Raw genomic sequence first — 23,518 nt, 5'->3', positions numbered from 1 at the left:
CCCCCCGCCCCCCCCCCCCCCCCCCCCCCCCCGCACTCCGAGCCCATCTCCAGCGTCGAGGCCTAACCCCAGCCTCCAGTCCATCTCCAGCCCATCCACCAGGCTCGAGCCCATCCCCAGCCTCGAGCCCAACCCCCAGCGTCCAGTCCACCCGCAGCCTCCATCCCTCGGTCAGCCCTGAGCCTGCCGGGCGTCGAGCCGAGCCCACCCGAACCGCTCCCGCGCAGAGACCGCTGGGTGACGAGCGTCAGGAGGTCATTCGAAGCCCGGCGATGGGAACCAGACCGCGCAGGTCGGCGCGCTGCCCCGACGCATGGATGCGCCCGGCCTCGACTCCGGGCATCCACTCGAGGGCGCCCGTTGCGAGTGACAGCCAGGTCTCGGCATCCATCTCGACCACGTTCGGCGGCGTACCGCGCGTGTGCCCCGGGCCTTCGATGCACTGCACTGCGGCGAACGGCGGAACCCGCACCTCAACCGTATTGCCCTTCGCCCGTTCGGCAAGCAACTGAAGGCTGAACCGCACCGCGGTCGCCAGCGTCGTGCGGTCGACTCCCCCGGCAACCGTCGCTGCGTGGTGGGGTGCTGCCGCCTGGTGGGGCGCCGCTGCCTGGTGGGGCGTCGATGTCGGGTGGAGCCCCAGCCCGGCCACGGCCGCTTCGACCGCGGCGTAACCGATGCTGTCGTCGATGCGTGCGCGAGCCATGACTCAAGGCTAGCCACCGCGGTCTCGTCGCGCGCTGCTACCACGGCACCGGCCCGCACCAGCACCGCCGCACGATCGGCCCGGGCACCGGCCACCGCGGGCGCGGCCTGCGCGCTGCTACCGCAGGCTCGGCCCGTGCCACTGGGTCACCAGGGGGGCGTGATGGCGCCAGGCACAGTGGTTCCGCGGGGCCGACCGGGGGATGGACGGCCGACCCCGCGAAAGGGATTCGTGCGGCGCGAAGTCGGGGGGGGAACCGCGCGTCGCACGAAAGGGTTCGTGCGACGGAAGGCCGGGGGCGCCCACCGCCACACGAGATCGTGGGAAGTACGTGCAGCGGAGCTGTTAGGGGGGTTACAGCCCCGCCGCACGACGTCTGCGAGGCCTGTTCAGAGCCTCACATAGAGAAGAGAGCGGTCATCCGTCGTTTCATTACGCCACTTCTGCAAGAAACTTTGAGTAGTTTCCTCGCCGTTCTCCACAGACCTCACGCCAGCCGATCTGTGCACAAACGGCACCCGCCCAGCGGCCCGCACCGCGCCCCCACCCTAGAATCGTCGAGTGAAGATTCTCGTTCTCGGCTCCGGTGCTCGCGAGCACGCCATCGTCATCGCCCTGCTCGCCGAACCGGCTGACGGGGGCGAGCGGCACGAGATCGTCGTGGCGCCCGGCAACGCCGGTCTGGCCGCCGACGCGTCCACCGTCGACCTCGACACCAACGACCCCGCCGCCGTCACGAACTTCGCCAACGAGAACAACATCGAGCTCGTCATCATCGGCCCCGAGGCGCCCCTGGTGGCCGGGGTCGCCGACGCCCTGCGCAGCCGCGCGATCCCCGTGTTCGGCCCTGGCCGTGCCGCCGCCGCCCTCGAGGGCAGCAAGACCTTCGCCAAACGAATCATGGATGCGGCCGGTGTTCCCACCGGCCGTGCCGCCCGCGCCGTCACGGCCGACGACGTCGATGCGGCCCTCGACGCGTTCGGGGCGCCCTACGTCGTGAAGGCCGACGGCCTCGCCGCGGGCAAAGGAGTACTGGTCACGCCAGACCGCGCGGCCGCCCGTTCGCATGCGATCCAATGGCTCGCCCACGGTGACGTGCTCGTCGAAGAGTTCCTCTCCGGCCAGGAGGTCTCGCTGTTCTTCGTGAGCGACGGCCACACCGTGCTCCCCCTCTCGCCCGCCCAAGACTTCAAACGCCTGCTCGACGGCGACGAGGGCCCCAACACCGGCGGAATGGGCGCCTACTCCCCCCTGCCCTGGCTCGACGACGAATTCGACGATGAAGAGTCGTTCGTCAACGAGGTGCTCGTGTCGATAGCGCTGCCGACCATCCGCCAGCTCGCGCACGAAGGCAGCCCGTTCATCGGGCTGCTGTACTGCGGCCTCATCCTCACGCCCGCAGGCATCCGCGTGATCGAGTTCAACGCCCGCTTCGGCGACCCCGAGACCCAGGTCGTGCTGGCCCGCCTGACCACGCCGCTCAGCAGCCTGCTGCTCGCCGCCGCAACCGGAACCCTCGCCGGCCACCCAGCCCCCACCTTCTCCGCCGACTGCGCAGTCACCGTCGTCGTCGCGAGCGAGAACTACCCCGACTCCCCCGTCACCGGCCGCGAGATCACCGGCCTCCACGACGCCGCAGCCCTCGAGGGCGTGCACATCGCCCACGCGGCAACTGCCGTTGCACCCGACCCCGAGCCCACGGCCCAGCGCGAGGCCACGCCCGGGGCCGGGGCGGCATGGGAGGGTGAGGCCTCCTCAGAGCCCGAGGCGGGGGCGGCACGGGAGGGTGAGGCCTCGTCAGAGCCCGAAACCGTGCCCTCACGTGCGACAGACGCGGGGGCCCGGCGGCAGGATGCCCGGCTCATCGCCACCGGAGGGCGCGTGCTGAGCGTGGTCGCCACCGGCGCCGACTTCACCGAGGCGCGCCGCCGCGCCTACGCCGCCGTCGACCTCATCACCCTCGAGGGTTCCCGCCACCGCACCGACATCGCCGCTCGCGTCGACCCCGCCGCGACCTCGTCGGCCGCACCCACCGGCGCCGACAACGCCTCCTCTTCCGCGACCACCGACATCTTCGGCACGGCGGCCCAACCCACTGACTCCTCCGGCACGGCGGCCCAACCCACCGACACCTCCGGCACTGCGGCCGAACCCACCGACTCCTCCGGCACGGCGGCCGAACCCACCGACACCTCCGGCACGGCGGCCGAACCCACCGGCTATCTGAGCGGCTCGGTCGGCAACGTCAGTGGGCCGGCCACGATCGAGGGGTGGCAGCACGTGTATTCGGGAAAGGTGCGCGATCTCTACGTGCCCGCGCCCGGAGCTGGCGGAGCGACGCCGGCCACAGTCGGCGGCCGGCGCGGTGCCGACACGTCAACGGCTGGATCGGCGTCGCGCAGGGTCGAGAGCGGCGAACGCTCGGGCGACGGGGCACCCGGGCGGCACGCGGCGTCGACAGATGTGACACGCGACGTCAGCGCGGCGTTGGCCCAGGCGCGCGGCGTGCTCGTGGTGGCCAGTGATCGGGTGAGTGCGTTCGACTATGTGCTCGAGCCGGGCATCCCGGGCAAGGGAGCACTGCTGACCGCGCTGAGCCGGTGGTGGTTCACGCAGATGGAGGGTTTCGCGAACCACGTGCTCGAGAACGACAGGGCTGTCGAGGGGCTCGACCTGCCGCCCGTTCCGGCGGAGGTGGCCGAGCGGTCGATGGTGGTGAAGTCGCTGGAGATGTTTCCGATCGAGTGCGTCGTGCGCGGGTACCTCTCGGGCAGCGGCTGGGTCGAGTACCAGGCGACGCAGAGCGTGTGCGGGGTGCGGCTTCCGGCCGGGCTGAACGACGGAGACAAGCTTCCGGTGCCGATCTACACGCCGGCGTTCAAGGCCGAGCTCGGTGAGCACGACGAGAACATCACGTACGAGCGCACGGTCGAGCTGGTGGGGGCCGAGGCGGCAGAGCAGCTGCGCGGACTCTCGCTGGGCATCTACGCCCGCGCGGCCGAACTGGCGGAGACGCGCGGCATCATTCTCGCCGACACGAAGTTCGAGTTCGGCGCCGATCGAGTCACGGGCGAGATCACCTTGGCTGACGAGGTGCTGACCAGCGACTCGTCGCGCTACTGGGATGCCGCCGCCTACGACTCGGGCGACCGCACCGCGAGCTTCGACAAGCAGATCGTGCGCAACTGGCTGAGCGCCAACTGGGACAAGACGGGCACCCCGCCCGCTCTCCCCCAGGAGATCGTCGAGCAGACCGCCGCCCGCTACCGCGAGCTCATCGACCGCCTGACGGGCCCGCAGTCCTGACCGTCTGACCGACGGCTCCACCGACCGATCGACCCGCAGGCGGCGGATACGTCAGGAGACGCGCGGCGTCGAGTGGAGGATCCACTCGAGCAGAAGAATGTCCTGAAGAATCTGGAGGTGCGACGGGCGGGCAGGTAGGTGCGGCGGGCGGGTCGGCGCGGCAGCGGGCGGGCAGATAGGCGCGGCGGGCGGGTCGGCGCGGCAGCGGGCGGGCAGATAGGCGCGGCGGGTGTGCGGGTAGGCGCGGCGGGCAGGTCGACGCGACGGGTGTCCGGGTAGGCGCGGCGGTTCAGGCGGCGTAGGAGCCCACGAGGCGCACGGCGCCGCCGTCGACACCCTTGGCGCCCTGCTCGAAGCCGGTCAGGTCGCGGGGGGTGGTGCTGACCGTTCCGATCTGCCAGGTGCGGATGCCGTCGGCGGTGAGCGCCGCCGTCACGGCGGCAGCCGCTGGAGCCGCGACGATCGCGATCATGCCGATGCCGAGGTTCCAGGTGCCCTCGGCCGACTCGAGGGTCGTTGCGGCGAGCTGCGACAGCACGCGGAACACGGGCAGCGGCGACCACGTGGAACGGTGCACATCGACCCAGGAGCCCCGCGGCAGAACGCGCGCGAGGTTGGCCGCGATGCCGCCGCCGGTCACGTGGCTGAGCGCGTGCACCGATCCCGCGGGCACCGCGATGTCGTAGCCGGCATGCTCCTCCGGCGACACGAGCCCCGAGCTGGCGGCCGGTGCGCCGCCCGTCGCGAGGCCCGACCCCGACCCCGAGCCGACGGCCGGGGCGCCGCCCGTCGCGAGGCCCGACCCCGACCCGTACTCCGACGCGCCACCCGAGGCGCCGCCCAACCCGACCCCAGACGCACCCCCGCCCGCAAAACCCGGCGCACCCCCGATGAGCCGAAGCAGCGGAGAGGTGTACAGCCGGGTGGGCTCGAGCAGCGCCTCGCCCACCACACCGCCGAGGTCGGGCGACACCGACGTGTACGAGACTCCGGCGCCCGTGAGAATGTGGCGCACGAGCGAGAACCCGTTGGAGTGCAGTCCCGACGATTCGAGCGCCAGAACCACGTCGCCATCGGCGACGCGCTCGGGGCCCAGCAGGGCATCCGCCTCGACGACGCCCGTCGCAGCGCCGGCCACGTCGTAGTCGTCGGGCCCGAGAAGCCCCGGATGCTCGGCGGTCTCGCCCCCGACCAGCGCCGTTCCGGTGGCGGCGCAGCCCCGGGCGATGCCGGCCACGATGTCGGCGATGCGCGCCGGAACCACCTTGCCGCACGCGATGTAGTCGGTCATGAAGAGGGGCCGGGCGCCGACCACGACGATGTCGTCGACGACCATGCCCACCAGGTCTTGCCCGATGGTGTCGTGCTTGTCGAGGGCCTGCGCAATGGCAACCTTGGTGCCCACGCCGTCGGTCGAGGTGGCGAGCAGCGGGCGGCGGTACGCAGTGAGCGCCGACACATCGAACAGCCCCGCGAAGCCACCGAACCCGCCGACCACGTTGGGGCCGTGCGTGGCCGACACCGCCGATTTCATGAGTTCGACCGCGAGGTCTCCGGCGGCGGTGTCGACCCCGGCTTCGGCGTAGCTGTTCGTCATGCGCCCATTCTCCCAGACTCCGGCGCCGCCGGTTGAGTAGCGGCGAAGCCGCGTATCGAAACCCACACCGCGCCCGCCGGTTGAGTAGCGGCAAAGCCGCGTATCGAAACCCACACCGCCCCCGCCGGTTGAGTAGCGGCGAAGCCGCGTATCGAAACCCACACCCCGAACCGGGTTTCGATACGCGCTCCGCGCTACTCAACCAGCGAGGGGCGGTCGCTCAGATGCGCGGCCGTAGAATGGAGAACGGCCCGTTTTCTCTACCGTCTGGAGCCCGCCTCAGCATGTGCGGCATCGTTGGCATCGTCTCGTCTGAACCCGTCAATCAACTCGTCTACGACTCACTGCTGCTGTTGCAGCACCGCGGGCAAGACTCGACGGGCATCGCCACCGCCGAACGCGACATCTTCCACATCATCAAGGCGAAGGGGCAGGTGCGCGAAGCCTTCCGCACCCGCGACATGCGCTCGCTGCTCGGCACGATGGGACTCGGGCATGTGCGGTACGCGACGAAGGGCAACGCGTCGAGCGAGCAGGAGGCCCAGCCGTTCTATGTGAACGCGCCGTACGGCATCATCCTCGTGCACAACGGCAACCTGACGAACACGCGCGAGCTGACGCAGGAGCTCTTTCACATCGACCGCCGGCACCTCAACACCGATTCAGACACCGAGCTGCTGCTGAACATCCTCGCCCACGAGCTGCAGCAGCAGGTATCGGGCATCGACCTCGACCCCGAACAGGTCTTCACGGCGGTCGAGCGGGTGCATGAGCGCGTCGAGGGGTCGTATGCGACCATCGCCATGATCGCGGGGCACGGGTTGCTGGCGTTCAGAGACCCGTGGGGCATCCGGCCGCTCACGCTCGGCAAGCGCACCCTCGAGTCGGGGCGCGACGAGTGGGTCGTGGCATCCGAGTCGCTCGTGATGGAGTCGCTCGGCTACGAGGTCGTGCGCGACGTTCGCCCGGGCGAGGCCGTGTTCATCACGATGAACGGCGAGATGTTCTCGAAGCAGTGCGCTCCGGATGCCCGGCTGGTGCCCTGCTCGTTCGAATTCGTCTACCTCGCCCGCCCCGACTCGGTGCTCTCGGGAATCTCGGTGTACGAGGCGCGACTGCGGCTCGGCAATCGCCTGGCCGACACCGTCGCCCAGTGGACCCCGTCGGGCGACATCGACGTGGTGATGCCCATCCCCGATTCATCCCGCCCGGCGGCGATGCAGGTGGCGCAGAAGCTCGGCATCGAATACCGCGAGGGGTTCTACAAGAACCGCTACGTCGGCCGCACGTTCATCATGCCCGGCCAGGCCGTTCGCAAGCAGTCGGTGCGGCAGAAGCTGAACGCCATGTCGACCGAGTTCAAGGGCAAGAACGTGCTGATCGTCGACGACTCGATCGTGCGCGGAACCACGTCGAAGGAGATTGTCGACATGGCCCGGCAGGCGGGTGCGAACAAGGTGACGTTCGCCTCGGCGGCGCCGCCCGTACGGTATCCGCACGTCTACGGCATCAACATGCCCTCACGCGATGAGCTCGTGGCTCACAATCGCAAGATCCCCGAGATCGCGGCGTACATGGGTGCCGACCACCTCATCTACCAGGAGGTCGCCGACATGGAGGCCGCCATCATCGAAGGCTCGTCGGTGCAGTCGCTCGAGATGAGCTGCTTCACCGGCGACTACGTCACCGGCACCGTCTCGCCGGAGTACCTCTCGTGGGTGGAGCGCACGCAGAACTCCTGACCCGCGCTCGTCAGCTACGCGCTGGCCCGGCGATCCGTTTGAGTGCATGGCGGCCGATGTCTACGCAGGCTAATCGTCGCCGCTCTTCGCAGGTACGGGACGGAGACAGCGCCGTTACTCCTCTAAGTCGAAGTCGAAATTCAGCGGCTCCTGAATATAAAGATCGTTGACGATCTCAGGCTCCCCCTGGGACCATGGCCAGGTCTGTGAACTGTGCTGTCTGTAGAACAAGAACGATCGATCCGCGAGAAACAGCTTTCGGTCCGACCTGTTGTAGGTCAATACGACGGGATTGACGCCAATTTTCATCTGGAGACGGTCAATCCGATCGAGCGCCTGTGTGAGATCGGAGGCCCGTATAGCGTCGGCACCTTCGTGATCCAGCACTCGCTGAAGCAGAATAGCTGAGTCGATTCCGTCAATGAGTTCATCGTCTGTGGCTTCGGTGGCAGTCTGGAGTATGTGTTTGTAGACCTCCAGACCTTCGGGCAAGCGCCTCATCCCGCGAACAAAGTTGTCTGCGAATGTTTGGTACCTCCCTTGCATTTGGTTTGCTACTTCTTCTCGCGCCAAAAGGTAATTCGTACCGCCTGTGAGCTGACGTTGGCGACTCCCAGAGGTGGCGGCCGTTACGCCCTCCGCAAGCAGGTAGCCCTCGGCTAGTCGCTGCAGCAACCCGACACTTCCGTACGCGTCACGCACCATTTGCTGCTCGATCTGATTGCTGATCATCACATTCAGCGCGCTCGACCCTTGGGACACGACCCGGGTCAGTTCAGCGTTGCTCCACATGAGATGGATATCCACGATTCGGCCATCAAGATCCCCGTTGAAGTAAGAAAGAAGGTGGTCTCGGGGCCACACTCCCACGACGACGACAAAAAGCCCATATTCGCCCATGGCCTTCAACATGAACGCGAACTCACTCTGCGCGTCTTGGCTGAGGTAGTGGAAATCTTCCAAGACCAGGCGTCGGCCGGACTCTCGGATTGTCAGCGCAACCCAGAGCAAATCCGCCGAGGTCTGTCCTACCGGCTCGAGTTCAGTGGTGGACTCGAGCGACCCCTGCACCGACCCATGCCCCTCAGCCTTAGCCTTCGCGATCAACTTTCCCAGTTCGATGGCCGCACGGAAGTCGAGAGACCCTGAAATCTCCTTCGACTTCGTCGTGGAAAGCGTGGCACTCACACCGAGTCGCCCGAGCGCCTCCGCGAGCAGCGACGCCGGCGTGGACGAGGGCGTACATTGCACGAGCAATGTCTGGTCGTCAGGCAAACCACGCGCACGCAACCATGACTTGCCCTGTTTGCTGCCGCCATGGACGGCGATATGGCGATCGCTAACCAGTGCCCGCTCGAACAGCTTGTCGAGACCGCCCCGATCGACGTAGGACGGGCTACCGACGTTGGCACTAATGCCGAAGACATTTCGAAGCTTGAACACCTGAATAACTATACGGATGCATGCCGACGATTGATCAACACTGGCTTCCGTGCCAACGGTGAACTCATTGGGGTTGGCTTATGCGGCGCGGTTCTGCAAAGACGCGGTGGATAGAACATGTGCGGTAGTTCGGGGCATACGCGGTAGCTCGAGTTGGCGCGCATGCGCCGAACCACCGCAGATGCAGTGCTGGACCAGCGCTAGCGGCCGCGCACCCACTGACGGCAGGCGCTCAGGCCAGGGCGGGGGCCGGCAGGTTCGGGGTCCAGCCGAAGGCGGGGGCGACGTGCAGGGCGATCTGCTCGAGCAGATGGGCGTTGTAGTCGACGCCCAGCTGGTTCGGAACGGTGAGCAGCACGGTGTCGGCCGCCTGAACCGCGGCGTCGGCCGCGAGCTCGGCCGCGATGACGTCGGGCTCTCCGGTGTACGACCGCCCGAACCGGGCGAGGCCGCCGTCGAGGTGCCCGATCTGGTCTTGCGACTCACCCGCGGCGCCGGAACCGAAGTACCGCCGGTCGAGGTCAGACGTGATGGGGATGACGCTGCGCGACACCGACACCCGCGGCTCGCGGGTGTGCCCGGCGGATGCCCAGGCAGAACGGTAGAGCGCGATCTGCTCCGCCTGCAGCTCGTCGAACGGCACTCCGGTGTCTTCGGTGAGCAGCGTCGAGCTCTGCAGGTTCAAGCCCTGCTCGGCAGCCCAGACGGCGGTGGCGCGAGTGCCCGAACCCCACCAGATGCGGTCGCCCAGCGTGGCCGAGCGCGGTTCGATGGCGAGGGCGCCGGTATGCCCGGTCATCTGCGGGTTGGCGCTGGCGACGCCGGCGCCGGCGATGGCGGCGCGAAAGATCTCGGTGTGCGTGCGGGCCAGGTCGGCATCCGTCTGGCCGTCGGCGGGCACGTACCCGAACGACTCCGAGCCGCGCAGGGCGGTCTCGGGTGACCCCCGGCTGACGCCGAGCTGCAGGCGTTCGCCGCTGATCAGGTCGGCCGCGGCGGCCTCTTCGGCCATGTAGAGGGGGTTCTCGTAGCGCATGTCGATCACGGCGGTGCCGATCTCGATGCGCGAGGTGCGGGCGCCGATGGCGGCCAGCAGCGGGAACGGCGATGCGAGCTGGCGGGCGAAGTGGTGCACACGCACGTACGCTCCGTCGATGCCGAGCTCTTCGGCGGCTTCGGCGAGCTCGATCGACTGCACGAGGGCGTCTCGGGCCGTGCGCGCCTGCGATCCGGGAACCGGCTGGTAGTGACCGAACGACAGAAATCCGATGCGCTTCTTCATGCCGTGTACAGCGCTCGAGCGCCGCTGCGTATTCCCACCTTCATACATTCGCATGGATGCTCGGCAGCAGCATGAGCGCCGTCACTCCGCGACGGCGACGCCCGCGGCCGCCCCGCCCGCACGGGCCCGGCGCGGCAGACACACCGCGAGCAGCACGAAGCCGACCACGGCGCATCCCACGTAGATGAAGCCCATCGGCGCCTGCGAGGTGTCGGGCAGGCCGGCCGCGGCCCCGAGGGCGACCGCGACGAAGAGGTAGCAGATGGCCGAGGTGAGCCCGCCGACGAGGCCGAGGTTGCGGTCGAAGAGCCCCATCACGAGCCCGTAGGCCAGCGGGCAGAGCGCGCCGCAGCCGAGCAAGGCGAGCAGCCCGCCGAGGGTGATCCAGAGTACGTGCGGGCCCACCAGCGTGCCGCTGAGCGCCAGGATGACCGCGCCCAGGCTGAACGCTGCCAGGGCCGAGAAGCCGAGCATCCGCGACGAGATTCTCGTGGCGAAGTAGCTCGTCGACAGTTCGCCCACGAGATTGGCGGCACCGACCACGAGCGCGATGAGGCCGTAGATCGCCGGACTCAAGCCGAGCTGCGTCTCGTAGAGCAGCGGTGCGACGACCCCGAACATCAGCTGCGCGCTGGCGAACACGGCGAAGATCAGGGTGAGACCGACGAAGATGCGTCGCCGGAAGGTGGCCGCCAGAACGTGCCCGATCTCGCGCGGGCGAATCGGGGTGCGTCGCTCGACCGACAGCGTCTCGGGCAGCAGGAAGAAGATGACGACCGCCGCCAGCAGCGCCAGCACGGCGATCAGCACGAAGATGCCGCGCCACGACACGAACTGCACCAGCAGCCCGCCCACGGCCGGTGCGAGCACGGGCGCGAGCCCCCACGACGCGCCCAGCAGGCCCGAGATCGAGGTGAGCCGCGCTCCGCGGAACGAGTCGGCGGCGATCGCGTAGACGATGACCATGCTGGCGCAGCCGCCGAGGCCCTGCACGAAGCGCAGCGCCAGCAACGTGTAGATGTCGCCGGTCACGGCGCAGCCGAGGCTGGCGAGCAGCAGGATGCCGAGGCACACGAGCAGCGTCGACTTGCGGCCGCGCGCGTCGGCGATGATGCCGATCGGCAACAGCCCGATGCTCATGCCGAGCACGTACGCCGACACCGAGTTCTGCACCAGCGTCGACGAAGCGTTCAGCTCGGTGATCATGTCGGGGATGGCCGGGGTGTAGGCGTCGATCGGAATCTGGCTGAGCGGAATCACCGCGAGCAGAATCAGCACGAGCAGGCGCTGTCTGCCGGCCTCGCGCGACGGCACGGTCTTCGAGTCGGTCATGTTTCCCCCCGGATGCACGTTGTGCGGCTCTCCGGATGCAAGCTTATGCGGCTCTCGGCCGGCCCGAAAACGGTGTTCCGGCACACACCGGACACCAGGGTCTGCCGACACTCCAGGCGGACGGAATACGGCACCCCGGAGTATGGTTGTAGCTACAATGAATACCTCCTCAGACCTGCTTGCCGCGGACACCCAGATGGGCGCCGTGACCCTGCGCGTCGGCGACCTCGACGCGATGATCCGGTACTACCGCGACGCCGTCACGCTCGACCTGCTCAGCCAGCACGGCGACGTCGCGGTGCTGGGGCGGGGCAGCACGCCGGTGATGATTCTGCAGCACGCGCCCGAGTTGAAGCACGCGGCACCACGGTCGGCCGGGCTCTACCACACCGCCATCCTGTTCGACTCGCGCGAGGCGCTCGCCGCGGCTCTCTACTCCGTCGCGACCCGCGCCCCGGGCACGTTCACGGGCAGCGCCGACCACAAGGTGAGCATCGCGTTCTACTTCACCGACCCCGAAGGCAATGGCGTCGAGCTGTACTGGGACAGAGCGCGCACCGAGTGGAGCTGGATCCACGGCCAGATCGAGATGACGACCCTCTACGTCGACCCCAACGCGTTTCTGCAGCAGCACCTGACGGCCGAGACCGCCGAACGCGCGGCGACGGCGGGCGTGCCGCGGCTCGGTGCGGCATCCGTCGGCCACGTACACCTCTCGGTGGGCGACACGGCCACCGCCACAGACTTCTACGTGCGGCGCCTCGGCTTCGAGACGACGTTCGAGGTGCCGGGCAGCGCGCTGTTCATCTCGGCCGGCGGCTACCACCACCACATGGCGATGAACACCTGGCAGAGCGCAGGCGCCGGGCGCCGCGGTCTCGCGCTGGGGCTGGCCGAGGTCGACATCGAGGTGCCGGCGACGGATGATCTGGGCGCACTCGAAGAGCGGCTGGCGCACTACGGCACGCCGTTCGCGAACGACGGCCGCAGCCTGGTCGTCGAAGATCCCTGGGGCAGCACCCTCAGGGTGGCCGCGCCGCTCCCATTGATCACGAAACCCGCGTAATGGATGCCCGGCTGCACAGTCTCTTGAAGTAGACACCCGCACCTCTGCGGGCCCTACCCAAGGAACAGTGAATGCAACGAAGCAATCTCCTGCGTGCCGTCAGCACGGGTCTCGCCCTGTCGGCGATGATCGCCCTGCCCTTCGCCGCTGACGGAGCAGCCGAAGCAACGACCCTCGCCGCCCCGACGACCCCGGTCTCGCCCGCCACCCTCACCGCGCCGGGCGGGCCCGGCGTCACCTCCACCTGGACCAGCGGCGACAAGGAGGGCCTCGGCACGTCGTTCGCCGCCGACCCGTCGACCTCGAAGTCGCACGTCTGGTACACCCTCGGCCCCGGCACGATGACCGAGGTGTTCTACCCCACGGCCGACAGCCCCCAGGTGCGCGACCTGCAGTACATCGTGGCCGACGGCTCCGGGTACACGAGCGTCGAGGGCACCGACACGACCCAGCAGGTTCAGCTGGTCGACGGCCAGGCCCTCGAGTACCGCCAGGTCGACACCGCGAAGAACGGGTCGTACCGCATCACGAAGACCTACGCGACCGACCCCGACCGGTCGAGCGTGCTCATCTCGACGCGCTTCGAGCAGCTGACCGGGGCCATCGCGCTGCACCTCTACGTTCTCTACAACCCTTCGCTCGGCAACGCCGACGCCGACACCGGCGCGACCGCCGGCGGCACCCTGGCCGCCTCAGGCAGCACGGCCGCGACCGACCTGCGGTCGTCGATCGGCTTCAGCCGGCTCTCGACCGGCTACAGCGGAACGGCCAGCGACGGGTTCTCCGACCTCATGGCCAACCACACGCTGACCACGCTCTACGACGCAGCCTCCGCACCCGGAAACATCGTGCAGACGGGCGAGATCCCGGTCGGCCGCGACACCTCGTTCACGCTGTCGCTGGGCTTCGGGGGCACCACCACCGACGCCATCTCGGTGGCCGCGGCATCCGACTCCGCCGGTTTTGCCGACCGCGCTGCCGCCTACGTCGCCGGCTGGCACGGCTGGTTCGCCACGCTCAACGCGCCGCCGGCGAGCGTGGCGGGCACCCCGGCCCTGCTGACGCAGTACGACGTGGCGCTGATGACGCTGCGCGCGCACGAAGACAAGACGCACCCCGGTGCGTTCGTGGCGTCGCTCTCGACGCCGTGGGGGCAGGCCAGGACGGGTGCGGCCCCGGGCTACCACGCCATCTGGGCACGCGACCTCTACAACACCGCGACCGCCCTCGACGCGGCGGGCGACCACGCCGCCGCCGTGCGGGCGCTGAAGTACATCCTGAACACGCAGGAGGTGACCACGGGCACCGACGCGGGGCTCATTCCGCACAACTCGATGGTGAACGGGGCGAGCACGGGGCTCACGGGCATCCAGTTCGACGAGATCGCCGACCCGGCCATCCTCGCCGACCAGCTCGGGGTTCGGGATGCGGCCACCTGGGCGAAGATCAAGCTCTCTGCCGACTACCTGGTCGCGCACGGCGTGAACACCCCGCAGGAACGGTGGGAGGAACAGGGCGGCTACTCGCCGGCCACGATCGCGGCCGAGATCGCCGGGCTCGTCTCGGCCTCGTCGATCGCGCTGGCGAACGGCGACACCGGGCGGTTCGGCACATACCTCGCCACCGCCGACAACTGGCAGGCGAGCGTGGAGTCGTGGACGGTGACGCACAGCGGTGACATCGCCACCGCCCACTACGAGCGCATCAACCGCACGGGGGCACCCGATGAGAACCAGACGATCACCGACGGCAACGGCTGGCTGAACCTCGACGCCCGCGACGAGATCGACCCGAGCTTTCTCGAACTGACGCGACTCGGCATCAAACCGGCCGACGACCCGGTGATCGTGGCATCCGTCGGGGTCGTCGACTCGATTCTCAAGGTGAACACCCCGTCGGGGCCGATGTGGCACCGCTACAGCGAAGACGGCTACGGCGAGTTCGCCGACGGTACGCCCTTCGGCGGCTCCAGCACCGGGCACAGCACGGGCCGGGCCTGGCCGGTGCTGACCGGCGAGCGCGGCGAGTACGAGCTCGAGAGCGCACAGCTCGCCCGGGCCGCGGGCGACGCGTCGAGTGCGGCGACGCACACCGCTGCGGCGAAGGCCGACCTCGCCGCCATGGCGGCGAGCGCCAACGCCGGGTACATGATTCCCGAGCAGGTGTGGGATACGGCCGATGCGGCCGGCTTCACCGAGGGCGAGGCCACCGACTCCGCGGCACCGCTGGCCTGGGCCGACGCCCAGTTCGTGCGGCTGGCGATCTCGATCAGCACCCCCGCCGTGGCCGGTCAGCCGGCCAACGTCGAGACGCCGAAGAGCGTTGCCGCGCGCTACGCGAACCTCGTCACGGTGACCTTCGTCGAGACCGCCAGCACGACCCCCGGCGACTACGTGTACGTGGTGGGCGACGGGCCGGCGCTCGGCAACTGGGACACGGCGAAGGCCATCCGCCTCTCGCCCGCCGGCTACCCGGCGTGGTCGGTGCGGGTCGGGCTGACGGGCGGAACGAGCGCGAAGTTCAAGTTCTTCACCCGCGGCGCCGACGGGGTGGTGCACTGGCAGCTGGCGCCCGACACGGTGAAGGCGGTGCCGTCGTCAGGTTCGGTGACCTTCACGGGCACGTTCTAGGCCGTCGGGTCGGCGGGTCGCTCCTCCTCGGAGGGAGCGGCCCGTCGTCCGTCGTCAGACGCAGTAGGCCGCGCGCCGGGATGCACGTCGGCGGGAGCGACCCGCTGCACCTCGAGCGGGCCGGTGAACTGGCTCGCCCGCAGCTCGGAACGGGCATCCCCGCTGAACAGTGCGTCGGGCGGCGTCTTCGAAGGCGCGGTCTTCTTCCGTGGGGCATCCGATTCCAGCGGCGTCTCCGAGATCTCGACCCGGCTGCGCGGAACGGTCTGCGGGCTCACCTGCTGCACCCAGCTGACCAGCGATTCACGCACGTAGCAGCGCAGATCGAAGAGCGTCGGCGCATCGACGGCCGTCACGAGGATGCGGATGCGCACGTAGCCGGCCACGGCATCCGTCACCTGCAGAATGGCCACACGGTGATCCCACAGGTCGGTCTTCTCCATCACGCGGTGCAGTTCGTCGCGCATCGCGTCGGGTTCGACGCGCCAGTCGAGATCGAACTCGACCGAGCCCATCAGCTCGGAGTTCTTGCGGGTCCAGTTCTGGAAGGGGGTGGTCGTGAAGTAGGTCGAGGGCAGCACCATGCGCCGGTCGTCCCACAGGTGAACGACCACGTAGGTCAGCGTGATCTCCTCGATTCGGCCCCACTCGGTCTCGACGATCACGACGTCGTCGACCCGGATGGCGTCGCTGAAGGCCAGCTGCACCCCGGCGAACACGTTGGCGAGTGTCGACTGAGCGGCCAGACCCGCGATGATCGAGATCAGGCCAGCCGATGCCAGGATGCTCGCGCCCGCCGCCGAGACGCCTGGGAACGTCAGCAGAATGGCGCCCACTCCCAACAGCACCGCCGCGACGACCGTGATGCGCCGGATGATCAGCACCTGCGTGCGCAGACGACGGGCATGCCGGTTGTCGGCAACATCGATGCGGTACCGCGCGAGCCCGAGGTCTTCGAGGAAGATGGCCAGCGCGCAGATGAGCCAGGTTCCGGCCGCGATCGAGGCGACGAGCAGGCTGTGGCTCAGAAACTCGCGCCACCCCGGGTCGACGGCGGTCGACTGCACGGCCACCCAGAGGGCGATGACCAGCAGGAAGATGCGGAAGGGCATCCGCGCGCGTTTGATCAGCCGGCTCGCCCACGCCTTCTTGCGCGCGATGCGGCGCACGATGAAGGCCACCAGCGCGGTGACGACCACCGCGCCGACGGCGGCGATGAGCACGTAGACGAGAGCCTGCAACCAGGGCATAGTGGCCAGACTAGACAGAAAATCGGTCAAAGGGCGGGGCTCCTTCACAAAAGACGTGAGATGGAGAATCGCGCGGCGGTGCACAAAACATTTCGGAGTCTCCAGCCTGTCATGCCGGTCGGTCCGAACCTCCGTAACGCCTGTGCGCGCCCACGCAAGCCCTCGCGGGTGCGCGGCGGTGGCGGCCTAAACGCTCCTGCGCGGTGCACGCGCTACAGCGACCAGGCCACCACCGACCACACCGGCTACGCCGGCTACGCCGAGGCGCTCGACGCCGCGCTCGAACCGCTGCCGCCGGCGGCGGCGGCGACTGCGGAGTCGGAGGTCACGCCGGCCCCCGACGCGCCCGCCTGATCGCGCACCTGCGTGGCCTGCGGGGATCGCGCGGCGTGCGAGTCTTCGATGGCCCGCGTTGCCCGCGTGGCCTGGGGGCCTTGAGGGGCACGGCCGCGGGCCGCGGGGCGCACGAAGAAGAGCACGGCCACGGCACCGACCAGCGCCACGACGGCGGGCAGCAGCAGTGCCTGCGACATGGCGGTCGCGAAACCGGCCTGCAGGGCATCCGGCAGCACCCCCGACTCGCCGGCGGATGCCCCGCCACCCGCCGCGGCCGGCAACTCGGCCACGAGCCGGGCCTGCATGAGGGCTGCGATCGCGGCGCTGCCGATGACGGCGCCGACCTGGCGCGTGGTGTTGTACACCCCAGAACCGGCGCCCGCGAGCCGCGGGTCGAGGTTGCGGGTCGCGGTGGTCGACAGCGGAGCCCAGATGAAGGCGTTCGCGACACCCAGCAGGGCCAGCGGCAGCAGCAGCTTCCAGAGGTCGACGCTCGGCGTCATGAGCGCGCTCAGCCAGAACAGCGCGCCGGCCAGCGAGGCGAACCCGAAGAGGGTGAGGATGCGCGGGTGCACCCGGTCGACCAGCTTGCCCACCACGGGCGAGAGCACCATGGTGAAGATCGCCATCGGCACGAGCAGCAGGGCCGCGTTGGTCGGGCTGAGGGCACGTACATCCTGGGCGTAGAGCATGAACGGCAGCACCATTCCGGTGATGACGAAGCCCATCACGGTGACGGCGATGTTCGCGAGCGAGAAGTTGCGGTCGCGAAACACCTTCAGCGGCAGCAGCGGCTCACCCCGGTTGACGCGCTGCCACACCACGAAGGCCACCAGCAGCACGATGCCCGTGATGATGAGCCCCCACACCGTGATCGGGCCCGTGATGGTGCCCCAGTTGTAGGTCTCACCCTCCTGGATGCCGAAGACGATGCAGAACAGGGCGACGGCGCTGAGCACCACACCCAGAATGTCGAACCGGTGGGCAGTGGTCTTCAGCACCGGCACGAACCTCAGGGCCAGGATGAACGCCACCACGCCGATCGGAACGTTCACGAAGAAGATCCACTCCCAGCCGAGGCCGTCGACGAGAACGCCACCGAGAATCGGGCCGACGAGAGTGGCGACGCCGGCGACCGCGCCCCAGAGAGCCATGGCCTGGCCGCGGCTGGTCGCCGGGAAGATGCGGGTGATGACGGCCATCGTCTGCGGCGTCATCAGTGAGGCGCCGAGACCCTGCACGACGCGGGCGATGATGAGCGTGCTGATGTCACCCGCGAATCCGCACCAGAGCGAGGCGAGAGTGAAGAGCACGAGGCCGGTGAGGTAGACGTACTTCGGGCCGAAGCGGTCGCCCAGGCGGCCGGTGATGAGCAGCGGAACGGCGTAGGCGAGCAGGTAGGCGCTGGTGACCCAGATGACGCTGTTGATGTCGGCGTCGAGCCCCTTCATGATGGCGGGGGTCGCCACGGTGACGATGGTGCTGTCGACCAGAATCATGAAGAACCCGATGACGAGGGTCCAGAGTGCGGGCCACGGCTTGACCATGGTTTCCATTGGGGTGTCCTTTGCTTGTGAAGTCGGTGTGCCGTGCCGAGCGCCGGAGTTGCGGTGCTCAGCGGTGCGGTCAGTGCATGAAGTCGGGGTCGTCGATCCAGGCGATACGGTGTTCGGCTAGATCGTCGATGAGGGCGGCGAGCCACCCGGTCTCGGCCGTGAGCAGCGCGGCCCGGTGTTCGGCGTGCAGCATGAAGAGGCGCTGTGCTCCATCCGACTGCTTCTGTGTGATCATGTCGCCCACCTCCTCAGCCTGCCGGCGCAGGTCGGCGAGCCGCACGCGCAGCAGCTGCACGACGGCCTGGCGGGGCAGGTTGTGCGCCTCGCTGATGGCGAGGGCGAACTCGGGGTACTCGTACGGCGAGTCGGCGAGCAGCTGCGAGACCCGGGTCTGCAGGGCCAGCCGGCCGGTCTCGGTGATCTCGTAGGTGGTGCGCTCGGGTCGCTGGCCGTCGCGGTCGGTACCGACGACGCGCGCGTAACCGTCGCGCTCGAGGCGGTCGATGGCGTGGTAGAGCGAGCCGGGTCGCACCTTCACGATCTCGTTCTTCAACCGCCGGATTAGCAACTGGTACATCTCGTACGGGTGCATCGGGCCCTCGGTGAGCAGCGCGAGCGCCGACAGGCCGAGGGGGGTGAGAGCGGCAGCCGCGGGCATGAGAGGAGCTTTCGAGAGACGATATTCGGAGCGAAATATTCGGTGTGAACTATTCCACTTGGAACATTACGCCGTCGTCACGTCGAACGCAACCGTGTGCCGGCCCGGCGCGCACTACGAACCGCCGCCGCCCAGCACACGATGGCCAGCAGAACCAGCACGACCGCCTGCACGGCGACCGCGGGCATCCCGCCGGCGTCGAAGGTGATCACGCCGAGAAACGCGCCGAGCGACCCGCCCAGGAACACCGCCACCATGAACACGGTGTTCGCCTGCGCCGACGCCTCGGCGTTGGTGCGCAGCACGCGGTTCTGGTTCGCCGACTGCGCCGACTGGTTCGCCCAGGTGATGAAGAACATCGACACCGCGAACACGACGATGCTGCCCGAATCGACGATCACGGTTGCGGTTGCGACCAGCAGCACCGCGAGCGACACCCCGGCGACCGGCAGCGCGCCGAAGCGGTCGATGAGCCGGCCGCCGAGCGGCGTCACCACCCCGGCTGCCAGGCCGACCAGCCCGAACAGGCCGGCGCCCGCGACACTCCAACCGAACTCGGGGCCGGTGAGGTGCAGCACCATCACCGTCCACAGCGAGTTCAACGTGGCGAAGGCGAAGAAGTTGATGGCCGAGAGCGGCAGCACGGTGGGCGACGACCGCACGAGGGCGAGCGTGCCGGCGAGCAGGGCACCGTAACTCGTTCCGATGCTGTCGAGCCGAACATCCACCCGCAGGGCACGCCTGAACAGGGGCACCGTCGCCAGCACCAGCGCCGCGAACACCACCACCACGAGCCGCCAGCCGAGCGCCTCGACGAGCACACTCGCCAGCACCCGGCCACCGAAGATGCCCACGAGCAGCGCCCCGACGAGCGCCGTGGTGGTGGCGCCCGACCGCCCCTCTGGCGCCAGCTTGTTCGCGGCCGGAATTGTCAGCTGCGCGATGTTCGCCACCAGCCCCACCACGAAGAAGCCCAGCCCCACCCCCACGATCTCGGGCAGCGCCGCTGTCGCGAGCATCGCCACGGCCAGCAGCACGAGCTGTACGGTGATCTGCCGACGCGGCTGGATGCGGTCAGACAGCGGCACCAGCAGAAAGATGCCGATCGCGTACCCCACCTGCACCGTGGTCGCGGCGATTCCGGCGACGGCCGGCGTCACGCCGAGCGACGTCGCCATGTTGGTGAGCATCGACTGCGGCAGGTAGATGGTGCTCACCGCGACGGCGGCGGTCGCCGCGAGCACGGTGAGGCGCAGGGTCCAGGCGCGCTGGTCGGTCAGGGCTTTCATGCGGGGTGGGCTCCGGATGCTCGGGATACGGCTTCGGCGGCCTCATTGCCCTCGAGCGACCCAGCGTGGTGGGCCGCTCGTCAACGGTATGCCGTTTTCGGCGCTGCGCGGCTCTCGACGCCGCCAGAGCATGAAATACGGCCCGGCAAGCCCTCATTCGGCTTGGCGGACCGCATTTCATGTCGAACTGCCGTCAGACAGACGGCGGTCGGCGGTCAGGCGGTCAGACCGTCAGCTGCACGTCGGCCTCTGCTTCGCGGTTGAGGCCCGCCGCGTTCGGCGGCGCGACCTCGGGGTCGATCTCGGCGGCCGCGAGCAGCGCCTCGACGCGCGCGGCGAGCGACACGTCGACATTGCGCCAGTACTGCAACGCACGCGCCTTGATGTCGGGCACTGTCACCTGGCCCACGTGGCCGGCGATGTTGTTCGCCAGTCGCTCGCGGGCGACGTCGTCGAGCACTTCGCGCACGAGCGTGCCGGCCTGGCCGAAGTCGTCGTCTTCGGCGTGCAGGGTGGCGGCGGTGCGCTGCAGCTCACCGTCGTTCTGCCAGCCCGCCGAGTCGCCCGCGGCCTGGGCCGAGGCGGCCGGGCCGCCCACCGAGTTCGGGGCGTAGACGGGGGTCGACGGCGGGTTGTACGCGTACCGCGCGGCACCGTCTTTCGAGTACGAGTTGACCGGCGCGGCGTGCGGCGCGTTGACCGGCAGCTGGGCGTGGTTCGTTCCGACACGGTAGCGGTGGGCATCCGCATAGCTGAAGATGCGCGCGAGCAGCATCTTGTCGGGGCTGGCCGCGATGCCGGGAACGAAGTTCGAGGGTGCGAACGTCGCCTGCTCGATCTCGGCGAAGTAGTTCTGCGGGTTGCGGTTCAGCGTGAGCGTGCCGACGCGGTGCAACGGGTAGTCGCTGTGCGGCCACACCTTGGTGAGGTCGAACGGGTTGAAGCGGTAGGTCGCCGCCTCGGCGTAGGGCATGATCTGCACCGAGAGGGTCCATGACGGGAAGTCGCCGCGGTCGATGGCCTCGCCGAGGTCGCGGATGTGGAAGTCGGCGTCTTCACCGGCAATCTGGTTCGCCTGCTCCTGGCTGAGCATTTCGATGCCCTGGTTGGTCTTGAAGTGGTACTTCACCCAGAAACGCTCACCGGCGGCGTTGATCCACTGGTAGGTGTGCGAGCCGAAACCGTCCATGTGGCGCCACGACGCAGGCAGGCCGCGGTCGCCCATCAGCCAGGTCACCTGGTGGGCCGACTCGGGGCTGAGCGACCAGAAGTCCCACTGCATGTCGTTGTTGCGCAGGTGCGAGCCCGGCAGGCGCTTCTGCGAGTGGATGAAGTCGGGAAACTTGATGCCGTCGCGAATGAAGAACACGGGCGTGTTGTTTCCGACGAGGTCGTAGTTGCCCTCGGTCGTGTAGAACTTGAGCGCGAATCCGCGCGGGTCGCGCCAGGTGTCGGGGCTGCCCTGCTCGCCGGCGACGGTCGAGAACCGGGCGAGCGCCTCTGTGGTGACGCCGGGCTGGAACAGCGCCGCACGGGTGTAGGCCGACACGTCGTCGGTGATCTCCAGGGTGCCGAACGCTCCGCCGCCCTTCGCGTGCACGATGCGCTCGGGCACCTTCTCGCGGTTGAACTGCGCCAGCTTCTCGAGCAGGTAGTGGTCGTGCAGGGGAATGACGCCGTCGGCACCGACGCTCCGCGAGTGGTCGTCGCTCGCGACGGGGGCACCCGAGTTGGTGGTGGTCACGGGGGTGGTGGGCACGTGGGTGGTGGGCACGGTGTCGGTCATGCAGTTCTCCTTCGGTTTCGTATACAGCTTCGGTCGGTTGAGTTCTGTGCGGGGTGGCGGCGACGACGGATGCCCGGGGCGGTGTCGTTCGTCAGGCAGGGGTACGGGCATCCGTCGTCGCCTGGCAGGCGGCGCAGAGACCCCAGTACGTGACCTCGGCGGTGCTGATCGCGAACCCGCCGGCCTCTGACGGCTCGAGGCAGGGAGCGTGCCCGACAGCGCAGTCGACGTCTTGCACGGCGCCGCAGCGCGTGCAGATGGCGTGATGGTGGTTGTCGCCGATGCGGCGCTCGTAGCGGGCGGGCGAACCGGCGGGCTCGATGCGACGGATCAGGCCGGCCTCGGTGAGAGCACCGAGCACGACGTAGACCGACTGCAGGGTGATGTCGGGCTGGCTGAGCCGCACCCGGCGGTGCACCGCGTCGGTGTCGGCGTGCGGCAGCTCGCTCAGGGCTTCGAGCACGGCCAGGCGCTGCGACGTGACGCGCAGGCCTGCGGCGCGGATGCTGTCTTCAGGCTCGGGCGTCATTCGGCCAGTCAACCACTGATTGTGAAGAGTTCACAATTAGGTCGGGAAGGGCAGGCGCCGTCAGGCCTCGAACCAGGGGGTGATGACCGCCCGCGCCAGGGTGTGCCCGAACATGGTGAAGCCGAGAAACGCTGGGGTAGCGGTCGGGTCGATGCCGAGAGTCTCGACGTCGAGCGCGTGAACGCCGATGGCATACGGGTGCCTGCCGTGGCCGGCGGGCGGCGCCGCACCGAGGAAGCGCGCAAGGCCCGCGTCGTTCTTCAGCTGGAACGCCTCGGCCGGCAGGCCCGAACCGCGCTCGTCGCCCGCGCCGGTGCCGAGAGAGGTGACCGAGGCGGGGATGTCGACGACGGCCCAGTGCCAGAAACCCGACGCGGTCGGCGCCGCCGGGTCGTACATCGTGACGGCGAAGCTCTTCGTGCCGTCGGGAAATCCGCTCCAACTGAGCTGGGGGCTGGTGTCAGAGCCTCCTGCGCCGAAGATGCCGCTCACCTGGGGCAGCGGGAGCTTCTCTCCGTCTGTCACGTCGGTGCTGGTCACAGCGAAGGCGGGAACCTGGGCGATCGCATCGTAGGGAGTGCCGCCGGTCGATGTGCTCATGCTGTTCTCCATTCGTCGGTGTGCTCGTACATCGGTGTGCTCGTTACATTCGTATCACCCGCCGCCCCAGACGGCCTCCTCGTCGGGCGACGCGGCCCGCGTAGAATGGTGGTATTCGCCCGCCGTTCGAAAAGAGTTCCCGGTGCCCACAATCGTCGTCGAAGTCATGCCCAAGGCTGAACTGCTCGACCCCCAGGGCAAGGCCGTAGCCGGCGCCCTCGCCCGCCTCGGCCGGTCGCAGATCAACGGCGTTCGGGTCGGCAAGCGCTTCGAGATCGAGGTCGACGGCCCCGCCGACGACGCGATCCTCGCCGAAGTCGCCGCCCTGGCCGACGAGGTGCTGGCCAACCTCGTCATCGAAGACGTCATCAGCGTGCACTTCGCCGGCGCCGACGGGTTCGGCCTCGACG

16 protein-coding genes and 1 pseudogene are annotated in these 23,518 nt (G+C 68.9%); 5 read left to right on the top strand and 12 right to left on the bottom strand.

What is annotated here, in order from left to right; genetic code table 11:
- Positions 1-247: 247 nt before the first annotated feature.
- Positions 248-706: a sterol carrier family protein gene (locus V3W46_RS07415; protein ID WP_331782454.1), complete on the bottom strand. Its 459-nt coding sequence runs from the start codon at positions 704-706 to the stop codon at positions 248-250.
- Positions 707-1,267: 561 nt separating this feature from the next.
- Here V3W46_RS07415 and purD point away from each other — a divergent pair.
- The gene (gene purD / locus V3W46_RS07410; protein ID WP_331782453.1) at positions 1,268-4,012 is read left to right on the top strand and encodes a phosphoribosylamine--glycine ligase; all 2,745 of its coding nucleotides are present in this window, start codon (positions 1,268-1,270) and stop codon (positions 4,010-4,012) included.
- A gap of 289 nt (positions 4,013-4,301) precedes the next feature.
- On the opposite strand, the gene purM is transcribed toward purD, so the two are convergent.
- Positions 4,302-5,609 carry a phosphoribosylformylglycinamidine cyclo-ligase gene (gene purM / locus V3W46_RS07405; RefSeq protein ID WP_331782452.1) on the bottom strand — a complete coding sequence of 436 codons (1,308 nt, stop codon included), beginning with the start codon at positions 5,607-5,609 and terminating at the stop codon, positions 4,302-4,304.
- Positions 5,610-5,893: 284 nt separating this feature from the next.
- On the opposite strand from purM, the gene purF reads away from it, so the two are divergent.
- Positions 5,894-7,351 (top strand): amidophosphoribosyltransferase, encoded by a 1,458-nt coding sequence (purF, locus tag V3W46_RS07400; protein WP_331782451.1) that lies wholly within the window; start codon positions 5,894-5,896, stop codon positions 7,349-7,351.
- A 114-nt stretch (positions 7,352-7,465) separates the two neighbouring features.
- Here purF and V3W46_RS07395 read toward each other — a convergent pair whose 3' ends face one another.
- From V3W46_RS07395 to V3W46_RS07385, 3 genes are all read right to left on the bottom strand, one after another.
- Complete coding sequence (locus V3W46_RS07395) at positions 7,466-8,794, bottom strand: hypothetical protein (protein ID WP_331782450.1); 1,329 nt, start codon at positions 8,792-8,794, stop codon at positions 7,466-7,468.
- A 232-nt stretch (positions 8,795-9,026) separates the two neighbouring features.
- On the bottom strand, positions 9,027-10,076 hold the full coding sequence (locus V3W46_RS07390) for an LLM class flavin-dependent oxidoreductase (protein WP_331782449.1): 1,050 nt from the start codon (positions 10,074-10,076) through the stop codon (positions 9,027-9,029).
- 81 nt (positions 10,077-10,157) lie between these two features.
- On the bottom strand, positions 10,158-11,408 hold the full coding sequence (locus V3W46_RS07385; protein ID WP_331782448.1) for a Bcr/CflA family efflux MFS transporter: 1,251 nt from the start codon (positions 11,406-11,408) through the stop codon (positions 10,158-10,160).
- 157 nt (positions 11,409-11,565) lie between these two features.
- On the opposite strand from V3W46_RS07385, the gene V3W46_RS07380 reads away from it, so the two are divergent.
- A complete protein-coding gene (locus tag V3W46_RS07380; RefSeq protein WP_331782447.1) occupies positions 11,566-12,474 on the top strand; it encodes a VOC family protein in 909 nt (302 codons plus the stop codon).
- Between the two features lie 71 nt (positions 12,475-12,545).
- Positions 12,546-15,104, top strand: coding sequence for a glycoside hydrolase family 15 protein (locus V3W46_RS07375; protein WP_331782446.1), 2,559 nt, complete (start codon positions 12,546-12,548; stop codon positions 15,102-15,104).
- On the opposite strand, the gene V3W46_RS07370 is transcribed toward V3W46_RS07375, so the two are convergent.
- From V3W46_RS07370 to V3W46_RS07340, 7 genes are all read right to left on the bottom strand, one after another.
- Positions 15,101-16,354, bottom strand: coding sequence for a mechanosensitive ion channel family protein (locus V3W46_RS07370; RefSeq protein ID WP_331782445.1), 1,254 nt, complete (start codon positions 16,352-16,354; stop codon positions 15,101-15,103). The genes V3W46_RS07375 and V3W46_RS07370 overlap by 4 nt on opposite strands.
- 254 nt (positions 16,355-16,608) lie before the next feature.
- Positions 16,609-18,246, bottom strand: a complete 1,638-nt coding sequence (locus tag V3W46_RS07365; protein ID WP_331782444.1) for a DHA2 family efflux MFS transporter permease subunit — start codon at positions 18,244-18,246, stop codon at positions 16,609-16,611.
- A gap of 70 nt (positions 18,247-18,316) precedes the next feature.
- Positions 18,317-18,904 carry a PadR family transcriptional regulator gene (locus V3W46_RS07360; RefSeq protein ID WP_331782443.1) on the bottom strand — a complete coding sequence of 196 codons (588 nt, stop codon included), beginning with the start codon at positions 18,902-18,904 and terminating at the stop codon, positions 18,317-18,319.
- 77 nt (positions 18,905-18,981) lie between these two features.
- Positions 18,982-20,193 (bottom strand): MFS transporter, encoded by a 1,212-nt coding sequence (locus V3W46_RS07355; RefSeq protein WP_331782442.1) that lies wholly within the window; start codon positions 20,191-20,193, stop codon positions 18,982-18,984.
- Positions 20,194-20,416: 223 nt separating this feature from the next.
- Positions 20,417-21,979, bottom strand: a complete 1,563-nt coding sequence (locus V3W46_RS07350; protein ID WP_331782441.1) for a catalase — start codon at positions 21,977-21,979, stop codon at positions 20,417-20,419.
- 91 nt (positions 21,980-22,070) lie between these two features.
- Positions 22,071-22,508: a Fur family transcriptional regulator gene (locus V3W46_RS07345; protein WP_331782440.1), complete on the bottom strand. Its 438-nt coding sequence runs from the start codon at positions 22,506-22,508 to the stop codon at positions 22,071-22,073.
- A 60-nt stretch (positions 22,509-22,568) separates the two neighbouring features.
- The gene (locus tag V3W46_RS07340) at positions 22,569-23,108 is read right to left on the bottom strand and encodes a YbhB/YbcL family Raf kinase inhibitor-like protein (protein WP_331782439.1); all 540 of its coding nucleotides are present in this window, start codon (positions 23,106-23,108) and stop codon (positions 22,569-22,571) included.
- Positions 23,109-23,250: 142 nt separating this feature from the next.
- Here V3W46_RS07340 and purS point away from each other — a divergent pair.
- Positions 23,251-23,490: pseudogene (gene purS, locus V3W46_RS07335) on the top strand (phosphoribosylformylglycinamidine synthase subunit PurS); the annotation flags it as partial.
- Positions 23,491-23,518: the final 28 nt, after the last annotated feature.

The organism is Subtercola sp. YIM 133946, from assembly GCF_036553535.1.
Lineage (GTDB): Bacteria > Actinomycetota > Actinomycetes > Actinomycetales > Microbacteriaceae > Subtercola.
The sequence above is the reverse complement of the archived record's forward strand: the minus strand, read 5'-3'. Positions and strand labels throughout refer to the sequence as shown.

Excerpts from the sequence above, each read along its gene's own strand:
- V3W46_RS07355 (WP_331782442.1), bottom strand. The coding sequence starts at position 20,193 with ATGAAAGCCCTGACCGACCAGCGCGCCTGGACCCTGCGCCTCACCGTG.
- V3W46_RS07365 (WP_331782444.1), bottom strand. The coding sequence starts at position 18,246 with ATGGAAACCATGGTCAAGCCGTGGCCCGCACTCTGGACCCTCGTCATC.
- V3W46_RS07390 (WP_331782449.1), bottom strand. The coding sequence starts at position 10,076 with ATGAAGAAGCGCATCGGATTTCTGTCGTTCGGTCACTACCAGCCGGTT.
- V3W46_RS07345 (WP_331782440.1), bottom strand. The coding sequence starts at position 22,508 with ATGACGCCCGAGCCTGAAGACAGCATCCGCGCCGCAGGCCTGCGCGTC.
- V3W46_RS07385 (WP_331782448.1), bottom strand. The coding sequence starts at position 11,408 with ATGACCGACTCGAAGACCGTGCCGTCGCGCGAGGCCGGCAGACAGCGC.
- V3W46_RS07375 (WP_331782446.1), top strand. The coding sequence starts at position 12,546 with ATGCAACGAAGCAATCTCCTGCGTGCCGTCAGCACGGGTCTCGCCCTG.
- purF (WP_331782451.1), top strand. The coding sequence starts at position 5,894 with ATGTGCGGCATCGTTGGCATCGTCTCGTCTGAACCCGTCAATCAACTC.
- V3W46_RS07370 (WP_331782445.1), bottom strand. The coding sequence starts at position 16,354 with ATGCCCTGGTTGCAGGCTCTCGTCTACGTGCTCATCGCCGCCGTCGGC.
- V3W46_RS07380 (WP_331782447.1), top strand. The coding sequence starts at position 11,566 with ATGAATACCTCCTCAGACCTGCTTGCCGCGGACACCCAGATGGGCGCC.
- V3W46_RS07360 (WP_331782443.1), bottom strand. The coding sequence starts at position 18,904 with ATGCCCGCGGCTGCCGCTCTCACCCCCCTCGGCCTGTCGGCGCTCGCG.
- purM (WP_331782452.1), bottom strand. The coding sequence starts at position 5,609 with ATGACGAACAGCTACGCCGAAGCCGGGGTCGACACCGCCGCCGGAGAC.
- V3W46_RS07350 (WP_331782441.1), bottom strand. The coding sequence starts at position 21,979 with ATGACCGACACCGTGCCCACCACCCACGTGCCCACCACCCCCGTGACC.
- V3W46_RS07415 (WP_331782454.1), bottom strand. The coding sequence starts at position 706 with ATGGCTCGCGCACGCATCGACGACAGCATCGGTTACGCCGCGGTCGAA.
- V3W46_RS07340 (WP_331782439.1), bottom strand. The coding sequence starts at position 23,108 with ATGAGCACATCGACCGGCGGCACTCCCTACGATGCGATCGCCCAGGTT.